The 20,583-nt window shown below is 58.5% G+C and carries 16 protein-coding genes and 1 pseudogene; 7 read left to right on the forward strand and 10 right to left on the reverse strand.

Annotated elements, in window-relative coordinates; all coding sequences use genetic code 11:
- Positions 1-108: 108 nt before the first annotated feature.
- From ACZ5DH_RS05525 to ybgF, 3 genes are all read right to left on the reverse strand, one after another.
- Complete coding sequence (locus ACZ5DH_RS05525) at positions 109-1,092, reverse strand: tyrosine recombinase XerC (RefSeq protein ID WP_464256509.1); 984 nt, start codon at positions 1,090-1,092, stop codon at positions 109-111.
- Between the two features lie 200 nt (positions 1,093-1,292).
- Positions 1,293-2,600 (reverse strand): DNA-processing protein DprA, encoded by a 1,308-nt coding sequence (gene dprA, locus ACZ5DH_RS05530; protein WP_464256095.1) that lies wholly within the window; start codon positions 2,598-2,600, stop codon positions 1,293-1,295.
- Positions 2,601-2,602: 2 nt separating this feature from the next.
- Complete coding sequence (ybgF, locus tag ACZ5DH_RS05535) at positions 2,603-4,075, reverse strand: tol-pal system protein YbgF (RefSeq protein ID WP_464256096.1); 1,473 nt, start codon at positions 4,073-4,075, stop codon at positions 2,603-2,605.
- A 217-nt stretch (positions 4,076-4,292) separates the two neighbouring features.
- On the opposite strand from ybgF, the gene ACZ5DH_RS05540 reads away from it, so the two are divergent.
- Positions 4,293-5,384 carry a hypothetical protein gene (locus ACZ5DH_RS05540; protein WP_464256097.1) on the forward strand — a complete coding sequence of 364 codons (1,092 nt, stop codon included), beginning with the start codon at positions 4,293-4,295 and terminating at the stop codon, positions 5,382-5,384.
- Between the two features lie 447 nt (positions 5,385-5,831).
- On the opposite strand, the gene ACZ5DH_RS05545 is transcribed toward ACZ5DH_RS05540, so the two are convergent.
- Positions 5,832-7,166, reverse strand: coding sequence for a CgeB family protein (locus tag ACZ5DH_RS05545; protein ID WP_464256098.1), 1,335 nt, complete (start codon positions 7,164-7,166; stop codon positions 5,832-5,834).
- Positions 7,167-7,182: 16 nt separating this feature from the next.
- Positions 7,183-8,460 carry a glycosyltransferase family 9 protein gene (locus ACZ5DH_RS05550; protein ID WP_464256099.1) on the reverse strand — a complete coding sequence of 426 codons (1,278 nt, stop codon included), beginning with the start codon at positions 8,458-8,460 and terminating at the stop codon, positions 7,183-7,185.
- Positions 8,461-8,666: 206 nt separating this feature from the next.
- Here ACZ5DH_RS05550 and ACZ5DH_RS05555 point away from each other — a divergent pair, with 206 nt between their 5' ends.
- The 6 genes and pseudogenes from ACZ5DH_RS05555 to ACZ5DH_RS05580 all read left to right on the forward strand — a co-directional run.
- The gene (locus ACZ5DH_RS05555; RefSeq protein WP_464256100.1) at positions 8,667-9,371 is read left to right on the forward strand and encodes a precorrin-2 dehydrogenase/sirohydrochlorin ferrochelatase family protein; all 705 of its coding nucleotides are present in this window, start codon (positions 8,667-8,669) and stop codon (positions 9,369-9,371) included.
- On the forward strand, positions 9,358-10,185 hold the full coding sequence (locus ACZ5DH_RS05560) for a cytochrome C assembly family protein (protein WP_464256101.1): 828 nt from the start codon (positions 9,358-9,360) through the stop codon (positions 10,183-10,185). Before ACZ5DH_RS05555 ends, ACZ5DH_RS05560 begins: the two co-directional genes overlap by 14 nt.
- Positions 10,186-10,198: 13 nt before the next feature.
- A complete protein-coding gene (gene hemA / locus ACZ5DH_RS05565; RefSeq protein WP_464256102.1) occupies positions 10,199-11,491 on the forward strand; it encodes a glutamyl-tRNA reductase in 1,293 nt (430 codons plus the stop codon).
- Positions 11,491-11,826, forward strand: a complete 336-nt coding sequence (locus ACZ5DH_RS05570) for a hypothetical protein (RefSeq protein WP_464256103.1) — start codon at positions 11,491-11,493, stop codon at positions 11,824-11,826. The genes hemA and ACZ5DH_RS05570 overlap by 1 nt, the downstream gene beginning before the upstream one ends.
- Positions 11,827-12,180: 354 nt before the next feature.
- Positions 12,181-13,293, forward strand: coding sequence for a tRNA lysidine(34) synthetase TilS (gene tilS, locus ACZ5DH_RS05575; RefSeq protein WP_464256104.1), 1,113 nt, complete (start codon positions 12,181-12,183; stop codon positions 13,291-13,293).
- Positions 13,294-13,742: 449 nt separating this feature from the next.
- Positions 13,743-14,330: pseudogene (locus tag ACZ5DH_RS05580) on the forward strand (IS630 family transposase); the annotation flags it as partial.
- A gap of 292 nt (positions 14,331-14,622) precedes the next feature.
- On the opposite strand, the gene dxs reads toward ACZ5DH_RS05580, so the two are convergent.
- The 5 genes from dxs to xseA form a co-directional block, all read right to left on the reverse strand.
- Positions 14,623-16,611, reverse strand: a complete 1,989-nt coding sequence (gene dxs, locus ACZ5DH_RS05585; RefSeq protein WP_464256510.1) for a 1-deoxy-D-xylulose-5-phosphate synthase — start codon at positions 16,609-16,611, stop codon at positions 14,623-14,625.
- A gap of 25 nt (positions 16,612-16,636) precedes the next feature.
- Positions 16,637-17,530, reverse strand: coding sequence for a polyprenyl synthetase family protein (locus tag ACZ5DH_RS05590; RefSeq protein WP_464256511.1), 894 nt, complete (start codon positions 17,528-17,530; stop codon positions 16,637-16,639).
- Positions 17,531-17,545: 15 nt separating this feature from the next.
- Positions 17,546-17,830 carry an exodeoxyribonuclease VII small subunit gene (gene xseB / locus ACZ5DH_RS05595; protein WP_464256105.1) on the reverse strand — a complete coding sequence of 95 codons (285 nt, stop codon included), beginning with the start codon at positions 17,828-17,830 and terminating at the stop codon, positions 17,546-17,548.
- Positions 17,831-18,016: 186 nt separating this feature from the next.
- Positions 18,017-19,036, reverse strand: coding sequence for a M23 family metallopeptidase (locus ACZ5DH_RS05600; RefSeq protein WP_464256106.1), 1,020 nt, complete (start codon positions 19,034-19,036; stop codon positions 18,017-18,019).
- A complete protein-coding gene (xseA, locus tag ACZ5DH_RS05605) occupies positions 19,033-20,511 on the reverse strand; it encodes an exodeoxyribonuclease VII large subunit (RefSeq protein WP_464256107.1) in 1,479 nt (492 codons plus the stop codon). Before xseA ends, ACZ5DH_RS05600 begins: the two co-directional genes overlap by 4 nt.
- Between the last annotated feature and the right edge of the window lie 72 nt (positions 20,512-20,583).

A 20,583-nucleotide genomic window follows, 5' to 3' on the forward strand; every position in this document is an offset into this window, starting at 1 on the left:
CATGCCAAGCGCCTCATGGAAATTTTCCTGACTGCGTCAGGCCATGAGATGCAAAGAATTTTTCATAACACTCTTAATTTGCAGTCAAAAAACAAGATCGTGATTTTTTTATTTTTTTAAGGCCTTTGGGTGTGCCTGGTCATAGGTCTGCATCAGGCTTTCAAGGCTCACCTGGGTATAGCGCTGCGTTGTTGTAAGGCGCTGATGTCCAAGTAATTCCTGAACACTGCGCATGTCTGCCCCAGCTTCCAGCAGATGGGTGGCAAAGGAGTGACGCAAGCTGTGCGGCGACACGGTAAACGCCAGTCCCGCGCGCTGACACAGGCGTTCCACGATGCGCGCGGCCTCCCTTCTGTTGAGACGTGCCCCTCGTGTGCCCACAAACAATGCCGGTTCTTCCGGCAGCGCCAGCAATGGGCGCTCTTCAAGCCAGCGCTTCAGGCTTTCATGGGACGTGTCCGAAAGTGGCGAAAGCCTTTCCTTTGAACCCTTGCCCATAACGCGCAGCACACGCGAAGCCAGCTGAACATCGTCCACATCCAGCCCCAAAGCTTCGGATATGCGCAACCCAGAGCCGTACAGCAGTTCAGCCAGGGCCAGGTCGCGACAAAGAATCCGCTCTTCTTCCGCACTTCCGGAAACAGGCCCGCTACCGCCAGCCGGCCCCGTGGTACTGTCCAGCAGGGCAAAGGTTTCGTCCACATTGAGCGTGCGTGGATGGCGTTTTTCCTGGCGGGGATTACGCACCAGGGCGGCCACGTTTTCCGCGACCCTGCCGCCACGTTGCTGAAACCGAAAGAAAGAACGCGCTGCCGCCAGTTTGCGCGCCATGGAGCTTTTGGCGTCCCCCTTGCGAAACAGCCAGGCCAGAAAGGACTGGATATGGCGGCGCGTCACTGTTTGAGGCTGACCCAGGCTGACCCCCTGGCTGCGCAAAAACTCCGCCAGTTGTCCAAGGTCGACCGCGTAGGCTTTTTGCGTCGCCTCGGAGGCCCCTTTTTGTACAGCCATCCAGGTCAGAAATGCCTCGATAAAAAGTGGGCTGCGGTCAACAACGGCCGCGCCTGCCCCTGACGCATCCATGCCTGACATATCCACGCCTGACGTTTCTGCCTTTTTCACTGTGGCTGCCGTGTCACGCGTTGCCCGGCCGACGGGCCTGCCCTGCCCCGCCGCCGAAGATCCCCCAGGATGTCCTGCGGCCCCGTCTTCAGCGGGGAATGCCAGTTGCCCCTGAGCGGGCACAGCACTGGCGCGGCGCGCGCGCCTGGTGTGTTTCGAGTTCTTCCCTGTCATATTCCGGCCTCATACCGGGCTCCCGGCAGCCTGCGCACCTGCCCGAGCATCTCAAGGCCCACAAGCATGGCATTCATCTCGGACACTGGCATGGCAAGGGTGCAGGCCAGGTCATCAGCCTGCATGGGGCCTTTCTGCCGCAGGCAGTCCAGCAGAAGCGTCCTGCGTTCTGAGGGAGCAAGTTGCTCGGCGGCGTCCAGCGGCGGCATATCCTGTTGCAGGTGCAGATCTTCCGCCTTTGAGGGTTCGTCTCCCTGTTTACATGCGCCTGAGCGCACGCGGCGGCTGTCCGTGGCGGCCTCTCCCTTGATCGCGACCTGATCAACACCGTCACACGGTTCCTGTGCGGATTTTTCCTCTTCGCTCAGGCTTGCCTGACTGATGCCATATGGCCGTAACTGGTCCGCCAGATCACGCAACACGTCCTCGGCGCTGAACACAGGCCGCGCGCCCTGCCGCACCAGCTCCTGACAGCCCAGGCAGTGTGAATCCAGCGCCGGGCCGGGCACGGCGTAAACCTCGCGGTTTTGCTCCAGGGCCAGACGGGCGGTAATGAGGCTGCCAGAACGGCTGGCGGCCTCCACCACCAGAACACCAAGGGCAAGACCACTGATAATCCGGTTGCGCACAGGAAAGTGTTCGGGCAGGGGCAGCGCCCCTGGCATAAATTCCGAGATCAGCAGGCCATGCTCTCGCATGGCGTCAAAAACACCCCTGTTTCCCTGTGGGTATATGACGTCAATGCCCGTGCCGAGTACGCCAATACTGCGTCCGATACGGGTCAGGGCAGCCTCATGAGCCACACGGTCAATGCCCAGCGCCATGCCCGATACAATAGTCACCCCGCAGGACGACAGACATCGGGCCATATGGGCCGCCACTGTTCTGCCATGTTCCGTGGACCGACGCGACCCCACAATGGCAAAGGCCGGGGCCTGCAAGAGCGACATATCTCCCCGGCAGTACAGCAATACGGGAGCGTCTGGCAGTTGCCGCAACGGGACAGGATACAGGGGGTCTGTCCATAACAGGATAGCGGTGTCAATGTCGCGCGCGCTGTCCCACTCCTGCCGGGCTGTAACGCGCCATGATCCGGTGGCCATTTCGGCCGCCTGTTTCTGGGTAAGCCCTGCCTCGCGCCAGCGCTGCCGGGACTGCACCGCGGCGTAGGCTGAACCGAACGTACGCAAAAGCCGCGTGCATGAGCGGGCCCCAAGCCCGGTGCAGTGCCGCAAAGCCAGGCTGGCCCAGTATTCGGTTCGGGCCTCTTCGCCCATCTCGGCCCAGGACAGCCCTCGGGACATGGCTAGCGGGCCAGCCCGCGCGACCGCGCGATCCGGGCGGCCTCGGAATTGGGGAAGCGCGCCAGCAACTGTTTGTACGCCTCCGCAGCCGCAGCCTTGTCGCCAAGACGGCTCAGGCACATGCCGGATTTGAGCAGGGCATCAGCATTTTTGTGGTGCTGCGGATAGGATGCGTCAACCTTGCGGAACTGATTCAGAGCTTCCTGATATTTGCCCTGCGCGTACAAACCCTCACCAATCCAGTATTCGGCATTGGCCGCATATACGCCCTGCGGGTATTCCTGCAGAAAACCTTCAAACCTGGCTATGCCCTCGGCAGAGCGCCCGGATGTCATGAGTTTAAGGGCCGCGTCATAGCCGGCTTTTTCATTCTTCGCAGGCTTGGTGGCTTGCGGTGCGGCAGCGGCAGAAGGCAAAGGCTTTGCCGGGGCAGTCGGAGCAGTCGCCCGCACTGCGGGAACGGGTGCGGGAGTTGGCGTGGCAGAACCCGGCGCTTCCACAGGAGGCAGGCCGGGGTATTCCGGCGGCAGAGCCAGATCGGAGGGGGGCAAGGAGGGCACGGGCACTGCCGCGTTGCCGCCCGCCGGAGCGCCCTTGTCGGCGCTGGCGGGGACGGTGGGCTGATTCGTACCCTGGTTTGCAAAATTCGTCGGATTGGCCGCAGGCGGCGCCACGGGTTCCGGGGCTGCCACGGGCGGCAGGCCCACACTCGGCGTTCCTGCCCCGTTGGTGTGCTGGGACGTTTTGTTAGATGTGCCGACCTGCCCATGGGGACCGGCCGTAGCGGCCTTACCCTGGGAAGGACTGACGGCGTCAGGCGTTGCAGCGGCGGCTTCAGTTGCGGCTACCGAAGCAGACGGTGCGGCCTGAGGAAAAGAACGTGCGGAGGCCGCAGGATCGATAACCCTCCCCTTGGGAACGCTGGCAGTTTCAGGCGCAACGGCGGCGGACTGTGTTTCTTTGCCCTTGGAGACGGGCGTTTTTTCCTCAGCCCTGGCTGGAGAAGACGCCGCTTCTGTCGCCATCGGGGCTGCCGCAGATGAGGCAGCCGGGGGCGCGGCAGGCGAGGCAGTCATTACCGAGGGGCCGTGTTGTCCCAGCGCCACATCGGGCGGGCGCTGGGCAGCCGGAACAGATGCCGTGGCCGCGCCTGCCGCCCCCAAGGAGTCCGAAGAAGCGCCCGCTGCCGCCGGTGGTGCTGCCTTCACCGGCGCAGGCGGCAAGATGGGAACGACAGTCATGCTGGTCTTCTGGCCGCCACGGGTGCGCACTTCAAATGTTCTGTTTTTGAGTTGGGCCACCTGGCTGTCCAGAGTGGCCACGCTCTGCTCCAGAGCATTCAAACGCTGATCGGTTTCGCGCAGGGTCTTCTGGTTGGCCGCTTCTTTACCTTCCACATGGCGCAATTGCGCCGTTGAGGCGCAACCCGTGGACAAAAGCACGCAAGCCAGAGGTACAGCAAAAAATTTCTTCATAACGTCTCCCGCAATAATTTTGCCCCAAGCCCGGGCATATATCAAGAACCCTTGCGGCCCCGGCTTTTTTAAGGCAAATACAGGCTTGAACGCATTTTCTCGACCATAGCGTACTTTCCCAAGCCAGTGCAAGATTATAAGGAGCAACCATGAGTGTTTCTGTTCTGAAGCCACGCCCAGCCACAGGCGGCGCCCGATGAACTTTTTTCAGGATGTCTTGGTTCAGCTATCCGCTTGGATGGAGCTGCCGCGTCAATGGATGCAGACCTGCCCCTTTTTGCAGACAGGCCTTGATTCCCTGTGCATAACCCTGGCTCTGGCCACCTTGCTGGCCTTTGCGGGGCTTGGCTTCATATCGGCCACTGCGCGGATATTGTCCATAACCCGCAAGCGCTCCTCCTACGATAAATGCGCGCGCCAACTGGCCCAACTGGCAATGGTTCTGGGCTGGGTTCTGCTGGTTGCAGGGCGCGTATGGCTGTTTTTCGCGCAGGGTTCCTACACCCCCGACTCCCTGCCCGACTTCATGGTGGAACTGAGCTGGATCATGCTGGGGATCGCCGTACTGGTCAGCAGCCTTTACTTCGCCTTGTGGAAGTTTCTTGTGAAGGTTCCTATTCTGCATGTGGTCATGGGCATGATCAGCAGCGTGCAAGGTTGCATCGCCGTGGTTGTCGCCCTGAGTTCCGCGCGGATGATAAACGCCTATATCAGCCCCGACGCCACTTCCATTACCCTGGGCGACATTTTCTTTCCCGGCTGGCTTTCGCCTTTCTGGCGCTCCCTATACTGGACCCTGCCCCTGATTCTGGCCATGGCGGCTGCCAGCGGCGCCATGTGGCTGACCCTGCGCCGCCAGCGCGACGATTTCGGGCGCGACCACTACAATACCATGGTGCCCTGGTGCGCCGTATGGGCCCGCAATGCCTGGGCCATCTTCTGGCTGATCTTTCTTGCTTCGACAGTCGCTGAAATACAGCAGGCATGGCAGGGCGGCGTCTTCACCACTGAAAATGCCCTGCGCGAAAGCGCCAAGGTGCTGGTATGGCTTGTTCCCCTGATTCTGTGGACGGTTGTGGCCCGAAGCTCCGCGCCCATGCGCCACAAATTCACCCTGCTGGTGGCCCTGATCATGGCCGTGGCCTTTATGCTGCCCTATTACTCTCAGGCCACCGGCCTGTCATCCCCGGCGTCCAGGACGATCCAGGAAATGATCATCACCCCCCTGGAGGAAAGAGAATTGCAAGCTGCGCCCGAAGCGGATCAACAGGCAGCGCCCCAAACCGCGCCGCAAAAAAATCCTGAATAACTGACGCCCGGCACCACATCCGCGCCCGGTTCTCTCCAGTTTCGGACGACTTTGACCGATTCCGGCCAATAACGCCGGGACGTTTATTGCGGCACAACGTCCTACCAGACAGCCTTTTCTGCTTTCTTACACAAAAAACCCGCCTAAGGCGGGTTTTTTGTGTGAAGGCCAGACAGGATTATTGAGTCAGATACATCATACTAGAGCATTTTGCTTTTGAAACACGCCCTGTTTCAACGCATCATTCTGGCGAAAAACGTGGTTTTCGCCAGAATCCACGTCACTTGGCGGCGGCTGCCGCCTTCGCGTCAGCAGAGCAATTTCAAAGTGAAATTGCTCTAACTAAGAGTTTTAGGGGGTGGGGGCGTGGGGGAGGGACCCTTTTGCAAAAGGGTCCCTCCCCCACAAAGTATTTCTCCCCCAAAAAATATTTCAAACTTTAATCACCTATTTTGCATACTGCTTGCGCCATTCGTCCAAAAACAGCAGGCAGGTTTCCACTTCATCAAGGACGCCGGACCTGGCTCTGAGCGCTGTGGCAACATGGTCGAAATCCGCATGGGGTCCAAGCCCCAGCCGCTCTACGGTGTGGGCCATGGCAGCCCCCAGTTCCGCCGCCAGTTCCGGGTTCAATCCCTTGGGTAAAGGCCGTTCCAAGGAGCCGGATGCGGCATTTTGCCTGTCCGCGTTTTCGTGCGCATGCACGACGCTCATGTCATCGGACCAGGGGCCCAGACGCTCGGCCATAAAGTCCAGCAGGCGCTGCATGCGCTGCTGATAGGTATGCTCACGCAACACCCGTTCCCGCGCCCTTGCGGCATACGTGCTTCGCGCTTCGGGGTGCGCAAGAAAATAGTCAAGCTTGGCATAAAACTCTTCAATGGTGGAAAAGGTCGCCAGCTCATCGGGGGCAAAAAGGTCAGCCAGTAAACTGCGTTCGTCCAAAAGTTGAAAAGCGTTCATGGCTGCCAGTTCAAAGGTGCGGGGATTGACAAAATCGCCATGACTTACAAGCTCGGTCGCATGCAGACTGGAATGCAGATTAAGATTCACCTTGGTGGCATTATAGATTTTTACGCTTTCTTCCTCGCCGATACGCGCGCCGCCACGCTGTATATGGGCAGCCAGCAGGCTTTCTCCTTCCCAGTCAGAACCCCATATTTTGAAATTACGGCCTAGCAGAGGCCTGAAGGCCAGCCGCCGATTGGGATACCCGGCACCCAAAAATCCGATGTCCGCGCCATACTCCCGTTTTTCTTCTGGGCTGAGGCTCACTGGTTTATGAAAGTCCGGCTGGGCGGCCATGGGCAGATAGAGCGCGTTGGTCTGACCTGTCTCGGCCAGCATATCCAGGAAAGGCTGCTTCTGGATAACGGCAAAAACGTCATACAAGGGAGCATAGGCGCGCCAGTACTGAAAAATCGCATGGTCTTCAACAAACCACATGGCCGTACGCACCCCAGACCGCCGTAACCGCTGGAGGAGGCTACGGCCCATGGGCGCCTGGGCCATGGCCAGAACCAGATGCGGTTCCTGCGCCTGTACCTGCGCCCACACGGCCTGGGCAACAACCTGAAGAAAGGAGTTTTCAAGCTGCGCAGTCTGGGCGGGAGGCAATCCAAGCCCCTGCAGTCCCGTAAAGGCCGGATACATGAGCGGAGCTTCGAAAGTACGCACGCTGTGCCCCATCTCTTCCAAGGCGCGCGCGCAGTACCTTCCTATGGGCAAGGAACCGCCATACATCGGCAAAACCACAAGAATTCTCAGAGAGGCAGAGGGCATGGGCATATTCTCCACGTCAGCAGTATCTGCCGGGCGGCAGCATCCAGTCCGTATCGCGGCACAACCATTCGTCAAACAGCCAGGCAACGCCGGAATTGACCTCGCCAGAAACAGTGATGCCATCTGCCGCATCCGCTGGCTTCACAAAGGGCACATGCAGGTATGAGGCCAGAAATTCCCGCACCTGCGCGCGTCTGACCGCATGCCTGTCGGCCCCGGCCACGAGATGCAGCACTGTGCCAAGAGAATCCACGCTACTGCGCCATAATTGCAAGCCTTCAGGCAAAGCCGCTCGTCCCGTTCCTTCGGTCAGGGCCAGCGTCAATGAGCGCAGCAGGGCCTGACTGCGAAAAGGCTCAAGACAGGCCGTGTCATACGGGCATGGGGCAGATTCCAGGCACGGGACGCAATGCCGCTCTGCCTGCCAGACAAGATGCCCCTGCCCGTAGGGTCCTGTTTCATGCGCGAAGGCTGAAGACAGAAAAAAGGCCAGAACAGGCACGCCAAGACGCGCGGCCAGATGCATGCTGCCTGTATCCGGCGTTATCAGGGCGTCCAGCCCACTGACCGCGTCAACAAGGCCGGGCCAGTCGGTTTTGCCGCTCAGGTCTTCCACTCTGCCCTGCATTTGGGGCGGCAACAACCGCTGCAGTTTGCGCGCCACGCCCTTTTCCGCACTGGAGCCAAGCAGGCGCACCCTGGGGCCGCCCAAGGCGGAAAAAGCCGTACGCACCACATCAGCCAGCAGGGGCGCGGGTAATGAACGGCGGGATTCACGCCCGGCCAGCACCACGCCGATTCCCTGACCGCCAGGGGCAGCCACGGGATTGACCTCGGCTGACGGCAAAGGGTCATTGGTGAAGTGGCCCCAAAAATCCACAAGATTCAGCGATGAAAGCACGCGCTGGCGGCTCAACTGGAAGGCCATTCTGGCCCAGGGCGAGCGCCATATGCCGTCGGCAGCAGGTTTGTAGCCCACTACAGTCTCTGGCGCGAACATGCGGCACAGGGCCGCTGTCAGGCCGGAAAAATTGCAATTGTATACGGCAGTGAACTCCATGCCGCGCCAGGCTGCCAGAACCCGGATATTTTTTTCCAGAACGTCATGCTCCTGGCAGCCGTGCAAAGCAAGTCCGTGTACTGTGGCAAACGGGTAAATCAGACGCGCAAGGGAAGACAGGCTGGCATCAACAGCCAGATGCACCTGACCACGCCGCTCAAGAGTGCGCAGCAAACGCCCGGTTTGCACCACATCGCCAAAGCGTGCCGCCTGAATAACCAAAAATGTCGCCATGCCCCTTCCTGGTTTTGCGATTTGTCGCCGGGACCGCCACTGCCATGAACAGCGACATTGCCGCGCCCGCCGCCAAAATCAATCAATATTGGGAAGGTACGGCAATAGGCGAACGGAAGCAAGCGCAGGGGACTTTGCAAAAACCGCCAGCTTCTGTACAATACGGTATTCCGTATATTTGCGGCATGACGCACACCGGACCCCATATGGAAACTTTCGCGCTCAAAACACCCCTGTATCCCCTCTTTCTTAGTCTCAAAGGGCTGGATTGCCTGCTGGTCGGGCTGGGGCAGGTCGGGCAGCGAAAACTGGCTGGTCTTCTGGCCTGCGATCCGGCATCCGTTCTGGTGCTGGAGCGCAATGATCCGCCAGCACACGACGCTTCCCTGCAAGAGATGCTGCGGGATCAGCGTGTACGCTTTGAACGCCGAACCTGCACGGCGGGCGACATACACGGCAAAACCCTGGTGTTTGCCGCCACTGGCGATGCGGATGAAAACCGGCGCATAGCGGCATTGTGCCGCAGCCTGGGCATACTGTGCAACTGCGCCAGCACGCCGGAAGAAGGAAATGTTCAGATTCCGGCCGTGGCCCGTTGCGCTCCCCTTGCTGCGGCCCTGTCCACAGGCGGTGCAAGCCCTGCCCTGGCCAGGCGCTGGAAAGAGGAACTGACCCAATGGCTGGCCCCGCGAGCCCGCATGGCCACTCTTATGGGCAGGTTGCGTCCTCTGGTTCTTGCCTTGGGCGTCGAGACAGGGCAGAATACACAGTTGTTCCGAAGTTTGGCAGTCTCCCCGCTTCAGCAGTGGCTTGAAGCCGGTGATATGGAAAACTGCCGACAGTGCCTGCTGGCGGAACTGCCAGCGGAATTGCACGTTCATATAGCGGAGTTACTTTATGATCTCCCCTGAGTTTTCTACCGGCGTCACCCTGCTCCTCTACGGGCTGGCCAGCGCGTCAGGTATCGTAGGCATGGTGGCGCGCAGCCCTTTCTGGCGGCGTACCTGCTGCTATCTTGCCGCCTCGGGCTTTATTTTTCAGACAATCAGCCTGGCTACAGGCTTTCACAAAGCTTTGCCTGACGGGCTGAGCCTTGGAGCCTATTTGCAGCTCATGGCCTGGTTTGTGGTCTTGTGCGGCCTTGCCTCCTGGGGCAAATTCAAGCAGGAAGCCTCGCTTATTTTTGCCTCGCCGCTGGGGCTCATGCTCTTTGCCATGTCCGCACCCTATCTTCAGGCTGTGGTCGAGGTGCCGCATTATCTCAAAGCGCCCTTCTATGCCCTGCATATAGCCACGCTCTTTCTCAGTCTTGCCCTCATGGCCCTGGCTTTTGCGGCTGGATCTCTTTTTCTTTTTCTTGAGGGCCGCATCAAAAGCAAGCAGTACATGAAGGGCTTCTGGCAGGACATGCCCGCTCTTGCCATGCTTGACAAAATCAACGCCTTTGCCACTGTTGTGGCCTATCCCCTGTATACGCTCGGCATCGTTTCAGGCCTCATATGGGCCAAACCCGTTTTTGGAGCCACGGTAACCGGCGACCCCAAAGAGGTCATCAGCATCGTCATCTGGCTGCTGTTTTCCGTACTGTTCAACAACAGGCTCACCAAGGGCTGGCGTGGGCGCAAACCCGCGCGGCTGGCTGTTTACATATTTATACTCTGTCTTTTTTCAATCATTGTGGTGAATACCTTTATGGAAACGCACCACGCATTCATCCGGCGCTGACTCGGGCATAATTATGGACTGTGATATTTTTCTTGTGGGCCTGAATCACCGCACCGCCGGAGTGGACGTGCGCGAACGCTTCGCCCTGGCCAATCACTGCGATGAGGAACACTGGGCATTGCCATGTACTGGCGCGGTGAGTGAAAGCATCATACTTTCTACCTGTAACCGCGTAGAAATTCTGGCTGCCGGCACCGGCGACATGGCCGAGCAGATACTGGGCAGCTGGGCCAAGGCCAGAGGAACGGACATTGAGGACCTCCGGCCCTACGTCTACGTGCATAAAAACCTTGAAGCCGTCCGCCATCTGTTTTCAGTGGCGTCGAGCCTGGATTCGATGGTGCTGGGCGAGCCGCAGATCCTCGGCCAATTGAAAACAGCCTATCGCAAGGCTGTCAAAAGCCGCGCCACCGGAGTCATACTCAACAGGCTGCTGCACAAGGCTTTTTCCGTGGCCAAGAGGGTGCGCACTGAAACGGCGGTGGCTTCCAGCGCCGTTTCCATCAGCTACGCCGCCGTGGAGCTTGCCAAACGCATCTTTGGCGACATGCGGGAACACAAGGCCATGCTGGTGGGCGCGGGTGAAATGGCGGAGCTGGCGGCCATGCATCTGCTTCAGGCAGGCATTAACGAGATTTTCGTGGCCAACCGCACCCACGTTCGCGGGCAGGAACTGGCCAAGCAGTTCAATGGCCGCGCCATCCCCTTTGAGCAGATGCCCCACTACCTGCTTGATGTGGACATCATCATCACCTCAACGGGTTCGCAGGAGCCCATCATCCGTGCGCGCGACATCCGCGCCGCGCTCAAGGCCCGTAAAAACAGGCCCATGTTCTTTATCGACATCGCGGTACCACGCGACATCGACCCTGACGTCAACGGCCTGGACAACGTCTACCTTTACGACATTGATGACCTCAGGGAAGTGGTGGAAGAAAACCTGGCCACCCGCCGCGATGAAGCGGCCAAGGCTGCGGAAATCGTCAATGAGGAAGTGGCGTATTTTTCAAAATGGCTTTCCAGCCTGGACATGCAGCCCACCATTGTTGACCTTATCAAAAAAAGCCAGGCCATTGCCGAAGAGGAACTGGCCAAGACCCTCAAACGCCTCGGTCCGGTGGATGACAAGACCCGTGAAGCGCTGGAGGCCATGGCCAGCTCTCTGGTGCGCAAGCTTAATCACGACCCCATCATGTTTCTGAAACACGGCGGCATGTCGCAGGAGGGCAACGGCCCGCGCATCAGTGTTATGCGACGCATATTCAACCTTGATAAAACAGGCTGTATTTATTCGGAGGAAAACTGATGCGCTGGTACGGCATTGATGACCTCACGCCCGAAGAAATTGCCAAGGTAACCGCCACTCTCAAGGATATGGAGCTTGAATCCGGCATGGACGGCCTCTATTGGCTGCCAGCTCCTGTGGAAATGCTTTCCCCTGTTCAGAAAGAACATGTGAAAAGCTGCGGCCCGCACGTTTTTGGCCTTGAAGTTGAAGAAGACTCCCTGCGGATGGAACTGCTCGTAAGAGCCAAGAACCGCATGCGGTGCGATTGCGTGCATTATGCCGGCCCCGAACTGCGCGCCAGCATGATCGCCTGGTTGGAGCAGATGCTGACCGACCTTGGCATCACCACCTAAGGAAACGCTGATTTATTCCGTTTGGCGGCGTTGCTTCACTTTTTTTGAAACAGTCGAGGACGGAAGAGTCCACTCCTGCTTCAAAAAAAGAGCGCGCCTTGCCAAACGAAACAACTGCGCGTTTCCAAGAGGCTCTTTAGTCAGTGCTTCCCTAATACCGGCTTGCGCATCGTTCCCAACCGTTCATGCCGTACCGGAGCCCTGTGAATCCTCCCGTGTTTTGTGCGCCGTGCATACCTTTGCGCAGCATTCTTTGTCAGACCAGCCCTGCGCCGCCCGTTCCGGCAGGGCAATAAGCAAATCACACCGCCGCGCACCCGTCCAGATCGTTGCGGCCCGCAACCGGGGCACAGCATGCACCAGATACCCAATTTGCAAAGCCTTCCCCGCGCCTCTGCGCTCCTTTGCCTTCAAGTTGAGCGCTTCTGCCTGCGCCAGTTAGACCTGCCGAAAGGGGCAGGCCTTGTGCTGGCCGTTTCAGGCGGGGCTGATTCCACAGCGCTGGCTCTTGTACTCTCCCTTCTGGCCCCGCGCCTGAACCTGCGTCTCTCAGCCCTTAGCGTCAATCATGGCCTGCGGCCCGAAGCCGATGATGATGCAGCCCATGCGCACGCAGTCTGCCATGCCCTTGGCATGCACTGCACCGTGCGCAAGGCGGACGTGAAGGGCTTTGCCACCAGCCACCATATGGGCGAGGAAGAAGCGGGGCGCGCCGTGCGCTACGCGCTGCTGGAAGAAGAACGCAAAACCCAAAACGCTCATTTTATCGCCCTGGGGCATCACCGCCAGGATCTCAGTGAAGACATCGTATTGCGGCTTGTCCGTGGCGCGGGCTGGCCGTCTCTTGGCGGCATGTCCGCCAGAGATGACGCGCGCTGTCTGCTGCGGCCGCTGCTGGCCTGCGACCCTGAGGATCTCAAACAGCTTCTGCGGCAATGCGGCCTTGGCTGGCGTGAAGACGCCAGCAACCAAAGCATGCACTACCGGCGCAACAGGCTGCGCCTTCAGGCTTTGCCCTTATTGCGGGCGGAAAACCCCGCCCTGGACCGCACCCTTGGGCACATGTGGCAACTGGCCAACCTGGACAGAGAGTATTGGGAAAAGACCCTTGACGACGCCCTTGCCGCCCGTCCCTGGCAGGAAATGATCGCCGGGCGGCAAAACGGTCAGACAGCCCTTACAGCGCTGACGCTGCCCAGCGCCCTGTTGCGCCCGCTGCACCCGGCGGCCCGCCTGCGGCTGTATGTGCGGGCGCTGCAACATTTATGCGCCGGCAGCAAGGCGGCAATGGCTTCAGACATATCGACGCTGACGCCGCACTCAACGTCCGCCCAGGCCAGGGCAAGCACTCTGCTGGCTCTGGACGAAGCCCTTATACAGGGGCGCGGCAACACACGCTTTCAACTGCCCGGCGGCATAGAGGCGCACCTCAAGGCTGGCGACGTCACCTTTAGCCGCGTGCTGTAACCGCTTTGTGGGGGAGAGACCCTTTTGCAAAAGAGTCTCCTCCCCCACGCCCCCACCCCCTAGAGCATTTTGTTATTGAAATTATCTATAATATCTTTATACTCCGTGCATGCCAATATCAAATAACGACATAAGACAACGAGCTGTTGAGGCATACAAAACAGGTCTATTTACCCAGCAAGAGTTGGCCAATGCCTATTGTGTGCATTATAAGACCATTCAAAACTGGTTGAAACGGGACGCTCATGGGGAACCTCAAGACCCGAAACCGCGAGGTTGCCGTCCCCGTGTCTTCAGCACGGACGAAGAACTGGAACTCGTCAACCTGATTCGTGAAGAACCATCGATTACACTGGAAAAGATAAGAATCAGGTTCAATAAAACGTGCAATGTTTCTGTCATTCACAGAACACTGCTCAAGCTTGGGATAACTTACAAAAAAAACTCTCCGGGCCTCGGAGCAAGACCGGGAAGATATCAAAGCTGCGCGTGAAGAATGGCAACAGTGGAGTAAGTTTTGCGAAAAAGAGTCTCTTGTGTTTCTTGATGAATCTGCTGCAAAGACCAACATGTGCCCGCTACGTGGACGCTCTTTGCGAGGTGATCGGTGTCATGGCAGCGCATCAGGCTCATGGCAAACGGTAACAATGCTTTCGTCAGTCAGGCTTTCAGGGAATACAGAATGTCTTGTTTTTGATGGTGCGGTGGACAAAAAAATATTTGCATCCTATATGGAGGAAGTATTACTTCCAGAGTTAAATGCCAACGATATTGTAATAATGGATAATCTTTCTGCTCATAAGAACAGCTTTGATATGAGCAAGTTTTCTTCTCGCAATATTACAATAAAATATTTACCCGCATATAGCCCGGATTTGAACCCCATTGAAAAGATGTGGAGCAAAATAAAGACAAAATTACGAGAACGTCAGGCAACAGATAGTGATACCCTTTTTTTCGCAATCAAAGATGCTTTTACCACAATCACCCCCTCAGATGCGAAGGGATGGTTTGAAAGTTGTGGATATTCTCATTAGCAAAATGCTCTAAAACCCTTATCATAAATGCGATGCGCGTAAAAAAAGGGAAAAGAAGCCATTCAAGACGTCTTTTCCCTGTAATCCTGTTCATACTCCGGAATTTTCAGCCAGAGTAAAGGGAGGTCAAAATTGCTTTAGGAGGCACTGATTAAAGAGCCTCTTGGAAACGCGCAGTTGTTTCGTTTGGCAAGGCGCGCTCTTTTTTTGAAGCAGGAGTGGACTCTTCCGTCCTCGACTGTTTCAAAAAAAGTGAAGCAACGCCGCCAAACGGAATAAATCAGCGTTTCCTTTATTTCTGCTTCGCCAGATCAATGACGGCCTGAGCAATATTCTTCGTACGCAGGCCCACAAGCTCGCGCAGGCGCAACTGGCTGCCATGCTCGACAAAACTGTCGGGCAGCCCCAGCCGCTTGATCTTCTGCCCTCGCATAAGCCCGTTGTCCACATAAAATTCCAGCACAGCCGATGCAAACCCGCCAGCCAGCACGCCCTCTTCCACAAAAAGAATGCGGTCAAAGCGGCCCGCAATGGTGGCAAGCTGTTCCTGCGGCAGGGGCTTGAGCCATACGGGATCAAAAACCAGAGGCCGGATGCCAAGAACCTGTTCGACCTGCGCCGCGGCCTCAAGGGCGGGATGGGCGCGGCTGCCCACTGCGACGATGGCGATGCCTTCACCGTCCTGAAGCACCTCTCCCCTGCCGGGGGTCAGCAGGCGCGGCAGCCCGTCCAGAGGAACGCCAAAACCAGCGCCTCTGGGATAGCGCAAAGCACATGGCCCGTCATGGTTGAGCGATGTAAAAAGACAGTGACGCAGCATGTCCTCATCACGGGGCGCCAGCAGGTTTATCTGGGGGATATGCCGCAGATAGGCGATGTCAAAAGCTCCGTGATGCGTAGCTCCGTCTTCGCCCACAAGACCGGCACGATCCACGCACAGGGTAACGGGCAGGTTCTGAAGGCAGACGTCATGCACCACCTGATCGTAGGAGCGCTGAAGAAAAGTGGAATAAATGGCCAGCGCCGGACGGTAGCCCTGGCTGGCAAGACCAGCGGCAAAGGTTACAGCGTGCTGCTCGCAGATGCCCACATCCACAAACCGATCGGGGAATCGCTCCCTGAAACTGTCCGTGCCGGTGCCTTCCGGCATGGCAGCCGTAATGGCGATAATTCTTTTATCCTTTTCGGCCAGCTCAACCAGCGTTTTGCTGAAAATTCCGGTAAAAGACGGCACCTTGGCCGTTGAGGGTACGGGCTGGCCTGTTTCAGGCGTAAACAGCCCGACGCCATGATAGAGGGTCGGGTTTTTTTCCGCAGGGGCATAGCCCTTGCCCTTTTGCGTGCGCACATGCAGCAGTACGGGGCCGTCCTCGACAGCCGCCGCCATTTGCAGATGGCGGCGCAGGCTTGTGAGGTCATGGCCGTCAACCGGGCCAATGTAATTGAAGCGAAAAGCCTCAAACAGCATGCCGGGCGTAAAAAACGACTTGAAACTTCCCTCGCCCCGCAGGGCGTACAAGGCCAGTTTCTGACCTATGCGCGGGATGGAGCGCAGGAAGTTGAGCACTTCCTTACGGGCCTGCCGCACCCAGCGCCGGGACAGGGTACGGCTTAAAAACAGTGAAAGCGCGCCGACATTGGGTGAAATGGACATTTCATTGTCATTGAGCACCACAATGAGTCGCCGTCCCATATGCCCGGCCAGATTGAGTCCTTCAAAGGCTTCGCCAGCAGTCAGGGAGCCGTCGCCGATAACGGCCAGCACATGGTGCTTCAGGCCCGAAAGATCACGGGCCAAAGCCATGCCAAGGGCGGCGGAAACGGATGTTGATGAATGCCCGACGCCAAAGTGGTCATAAGGGCTTTCGGCCATGCGTGGGAAGCCTGAAATACCGCCGAAGGTGCGCAGGGTTTCAAACCGATGCGCCCGCCCCGTGAGCAGTTTATGCGCATAGGCCTGATGGCCCACATCCCACACGAGCTTGTCTTTTTCAATATTGAACGTGGAAAGGAGCGCAAGCGTCAGCTCCACAACACCCAGCGAAGGGGCAAGATGACCGCCGTTGCGCGAAACCACGTCAATAATACGCTGCCGCACTTCTCCGGCCAGCTGCTGCAGTTGGGCTTCACTCATGCTCCCCAACTGCGAAGGGCGCTCAATACTGTCCAAAAGCGAACCGTGCGGTTCTGCCTGGGGCGAATTATGGGAAGGACCCCGCCCGGCATGACCTGCTTCAGCCACATTTACCCCCTGTATATTCCCAGAGAAGTCGATCGGCATTGCTGTTTTTTGCGCATCAAGCATATCAGGCCGCCCTGTTGACCGTGTATTCGGCCAAAGCACGTAAAAATTCCGCTTCCTGCCCGTTGAAGGCCGCCAAAGCAGCCTTGGCGGTTTCGGCCTGCTCCTGCGCAAGGGCCCGGCTTGTATCGAGTCCCAGCAAGGCGGGATAGGTTTTTTTGCCCTGGGCCACATCACTGCCAGCGGGCTTGCCAAGCGTGGCAGTGTCCGCCACCACATCAAGAATATCATCGGCTATCTGAAAGGCAACCCCCAGAGACGCGCCATAGGAACCGATGGCCGCAAGATCCCCGTCAGAAGCCCCGGCCAGCATGGCCCCGCACACACAGGAAGCCCGAAGCAGCGCGCCTGTCTTCATGGCGTGTATGCCGCGCAACTCCTCAAGCGTTATCTCCGCCTTGCCGGTAAATATCATGTCCCATTCCTGCCCGCCCACCATGCCGGACGAGCCAGCGGCCAGGGCCAATTCGCCCACGGCGCGCAGAACACGGGGAGGAGCCACGGGACTGCGGCACATCAGCAAAAAGGCATCGGTAAGCAGGCCGTCACCGGCAAGAATGGCGGTGGGTTCGTCAAAAGCCTTGTGGTTCGAGGGCTTGCCGCGCCGCAAGTCGTCATTATCCATGGCGGGAAGGTCGTCATGCACGAGAGAATATGTGTGGATCATCTCAATGGCCGAAGCAAAAGGCAGAGCATCCTGAATGGGCAGCCCGCACATGGCCGCAGCGCTCAGACAGAGTACGGGACGCAGGCGCTTGCCACCGGCCTGAAGGCTGTACTGCATCGAATCCTTCAGGCGTTGCGGTATGGGCCTACCGTCAAAAACGACCGCAAGACAGGCCTCCACCATTTGCCCACGTTCGCGCAAAAGCTCCTTCATCCGGGATACTGGCATCATCACCTGTCAAGCCTCCTACGCTTCTTCGGCTTCTTCAGCTTCATCATCAGGGTACGAACCGGGCCCATCTCCGCCCTGGCCCCCCTGCCCCGGCATGGGGCGGGCCTGGCCGTCCTGCCAGACTTCCAGTTCGTGCCGCGCCTTGTCGAGCTGCTGCCGACAATACCGCGCGCATCCGGCACCTTCTTTATACAGGGCCATGCCTTTTTCCAGAGGCAAATCTCCGGATTCCAACGCTGCAACGATTTCCTGGAGTCGGGCCAGTTTTTTTTCAAAAAGATTTTCGGTCTTGGCGCTCATACAGTCTACTTTCCCTTTTCAGGGGCTTGTGAGGGCTGGCCCACGGCATTGGAGCAATTTAATTTTTAAATTGCTCTGACGGCTGCGTGAGCAGACGTTCGCTACGGAGGCGTAAGCGCAATTTAGCTGCGCGGTTAAACGCCGAAGTGAGCGCGCCTTAAACTTTGAGAATGTATATTCTCAAAGTTAATCTGCTCTGGGGGCGCCCCCGCCATCGGCACGAGGGGCCAGAAGCGGCTGCGGATCCACCGACACGCCCTGCACCAGGAGAGAGAGATGCAAATGTGGCCCTGTGACGCGGCCTGTGGCCCCCACAAGACCTATGACCTCGCCCTTGCGCACGGCCTGATCCTCAGCGACCAGAATTTTGGACATATGCAGGTACGCCGTAAAAACCCCCTCGCCGTGATTGATGTACACCACATTGCCCGAGAAGTACAAATCACCCGTCAGGGCCACCCTGCCATCGGCACAGGCCACAATGGGGGTTCCCTCGGTGCCGCGCAGGTCCAGTCCACGGTGCAATCCGCGCGGTTGCCCGTTGAATACCCGCTTGAGCCCGAAAAGGCTCGAAACGTCACCGGGAACGGGCCGTTCAAAAGGCAGCGTCCAAAGACGTTCGGGCGTATACGTGGCAAGGGTTTTGCGCACAAGTTCCCTGTCGGCTTTGATGCGCTCCATTTGCGCCGCTGGCGGATCAACATACTTTTTGTCCACAGTAAGCTTCTGAACCGGACGGTCTTTATCATACACGCCAATGCCCAATGTGGCCGCCTGTGGAACAGCAGAGGATTTTTTGCCGCCCGCATGGCCTGTTATGGGGGTGACTGCCAGTGTAAAATCATTTTCCTTGGCATCAAGCGGCACAGGCAGCAATATGACGGCCTGCCATTTTTGCACCCCGCCGGAGGTCTGCGCGACGGCAACGGCCGTGGCCGCGTAGCTCTTGCCCATCCACTTGAAGTTGAAGGTAGTTGCGGGTTCATCACTGACAGCCAGAGCCACGAAAGCATCGCCTCTGGCCACCGTGGCAGGAGCTTCAAGCTTTACCTGAAGGGCGGCAAAAGCAGGAATGCCCCCCAGGGAAGACAAAAGCAGCAAAGAGAAAAACGTCAGAATCAAGGGCAGCATGCGGGCCGACCTCTGCAAGGATTTTTCCGCACGCATGTCCTGACGCCGTAGTATATTACACAACTGTTGTATCATGATTCCTCCACCTTGCGACTTTGGCGGCGTCGCACGCCGTTTACCAGGGCAGACAGGCTGCCATCGGCCAGACGCACTTCTATACTGGTTCCGGAAGGAACCTGGTCAACCGAGCGCACAAGGCCCCCAGGCGTACTGACCAGTGCATAGCCGCGCGTAAGCGGCATGAGGGGATCGCGCGCCTCAAGGGCCATGCTCAGGGTTTCAAGACGCCGCAACTGCTCTGTTACGTAGCCCCGTGCCGTGCTTTGCCAGTGCTGTATGCCGTGTTGCAGCGAACGCTCCTTGTCCGCAACAAGTCGCGGCAATGCCGCATGCAGACGGGCGGCAAGCTGTTCCAGCCGCGCATCAAGCGTATCCAGTTTTTCTGTTCCAAGGGCTTTGCGCAGGGCACGTTCCAGAAAGTCGGCTTTCCGCGTCTTGTCATCCAGCCAGTAGCGGCCGGAGCGCTCAAGAGCCGCCTCCAGGCTGGCAAGGCGTTCATAAAGGCGTTCGTGGTGACGCTGCGGCGAAAACCAGGACAAGGCTTTATCGCATTCGCGCAGGGCCTGCCCGGCTGCCTCAAGGCGCCGTTCCATGGCGCGGCGCAGGGCTGCCCAGGTTTCATCCACGCGCTGGTGCAGTTCCATCCGCAATGGCCAGAGCAACTGTGCGGCGTGGCTCGGGGTTGCCGCACGCATGTCGGCGGTCATGTCCGCCAGGGTAACATCCACCTCATGCCCAATGCCAGCCAGCACGGGCAGGCGGGACTCAAATACGGCCTGGGCCACAGACTCTTCATTGAAGGCCCACAGGTCTTCCAAAGAGCCGCCGCCGCGCACGAGCACGATGGCCTGCGCCCAATTCTGGGCGTTGGCCTCAGCCAGAGCCCGCACAATGGCCGGAGCGGCCTCCGCCCCCTGCACCAATGCCGGAAACAGACGGATGCGCGAACCGCTGCCGCGCGTACGCGCCAGTTCAAGAAAATCGTGAATGGCCGCCCCTGTGGGAGATGTGATGAGCGCTATACGTTGCGGGTCACGAGGAAGCGGACGCTTGCGTTCGGGACTGAAATACCCCAGGGCCGCCAGTTTGCGCTTGCTCTCTTCAAAAGCCAGGGCCAGCAGCCCCTCGCCCGCAGGCTGCACCAGTTCCACGGCAAGCTGGTATTGCCCGCGTGGGGCGTATACGCTGATGCGTCCCGCGCAAAGCACGTCCAGGCCATTACGCAAAAGTTCAAGGGGGGACGGCCTTGGCTTGTCAAAAACCTCGCCCGTAAGCGGATCAAAAGGCTGATCAGCCTGCCGCTGCATGTGGCGGAACCAGACGCACTGCAATTGCGCGTCCTGATCTTTAAGGCTGAAATAGACATGCCCGGAACCAGGACGGGAAAAATTTGTCACCTCGCCCCGCACCCAGACAAAGGGAAAGCGCCCCTCAAGGCTCTTGCGCAGTTGCTCCGTAAGCTCGCGGACTGTCAGTATGGTTTCCTGCATGGTACCCCGTGGCCCCTTGCGCGGCGAAGGAAAGAAGGCGGCTCACTGACGAACTGCGCCATAAGCCGCCGA

It is taken from the genome of Desulfovibrio simplex, from assembly GCF_055387835.1.

Bases quoted from the DNA above. Each gene is read 5' to 3' on its own strand.
- tilS (WP_464256104.1), top strand. From the start codon at position 12,181: ATGCACCAGATACCCAATTTGCAAAGCCTTCCCCGCGCCTCTGCGCTC.
- ACZ5DH_RS05590 (WP_464256511.1), bottom strand. From the start codon at position 17,530: ATGATGCCAGTATCCCGGATGAAGGAGCTTTTGCGCGAACGTGGGCAA.
- ACZ5DH_RS05570 (WP_464256103.1), top strand. From the start codon at position 11,491: ATGCGCTGGTACGGCATTGATGACCTCACGCCCGAAGAAATTGCCAAG.
- hemA (WP_464256102.1), top strand. From the start codon at position 10,199: ATGGACTGTGATATTTTTCTTGTGGGCCTGAATCACCGCACCGCCGGA.
- ybgF (WP_464256096.1), bottom strand. From the start codon at position 4,075: ATGAAGAAATTTTTTGCTGTACCTCTGGCTTGCGTGCTTTTGTCCACG.
- ACZ5DH_RS05555 (WP_464256100.1), top strand. From the start codon at position 8,667: ATGGAAACTTTCGCGCTCAAAACACCCCTGTATCCCCTCTTTCTTAGT.
- ACZ5DH_RS05560 (WP_464256101.1), top strand. From the start codon at position 9,358: ATGATCTCCCCTGAGTTTTCTACCGGCGTCACCCTGCTCCTCTACGGG.
- dxs (WP_464256510.1), bottom strand. From the start codon at position 16,611: ATGCCGATCGACTTCTCTGGGAATATACAGGGGGTAAATGTGGCTGAA.
- ACZ5DH_RS05550 (WP_464256099.1), bottom strand. From the start codon at position 8,460: ATGGCGACATTTTTGGTTATTCAGGCGGCACGCTTTGGCGATGTGGTG.
- xseA (WP_464256107.1), bottom strand. From the start codon at position 20,511: ATGCAGGAAACCATACTGACAGTCCGCGAGCTTACGGAGCAACTGCGC.
- ACZ5DH_RS05525 (WP_464256509.1), bottom strand. From the start codon at position 1,092: ATGTCAGGCATGGATGCGTCAGGGGCAGGCGCGGCCGTTGTTGACCGC.
- xseB (WP_464256105.1), bottom strand. From the start codon at position 17,830: ATGAGCGCCAAGACCGAAAATCTTTTTGAAAAAAAACTGGCCCGACTC.
- ACZ5DH_RS05600 (WP_464256106.1), bottom strand. From the start codon at position 19,036: ATGATACAACAGTTGTGTAATATACTACGGCGTCAGGACATGCGTGCG.
- dprA (WP_464256095.1), bottom strand. From the start codon at position 2,600: ATGTCCCGAGGGCTGTCCTGGGCCGAGATGGGCGAAGAGGCCCGAACC.
- ACZ5DH_RS05545 (WP_464256098.1), bottom strand. From the start codon at position 7,166: ATGCCCTCTGCCTCTCTGAGAATTCTTGTGGTTTTGCCGATGTATGGC.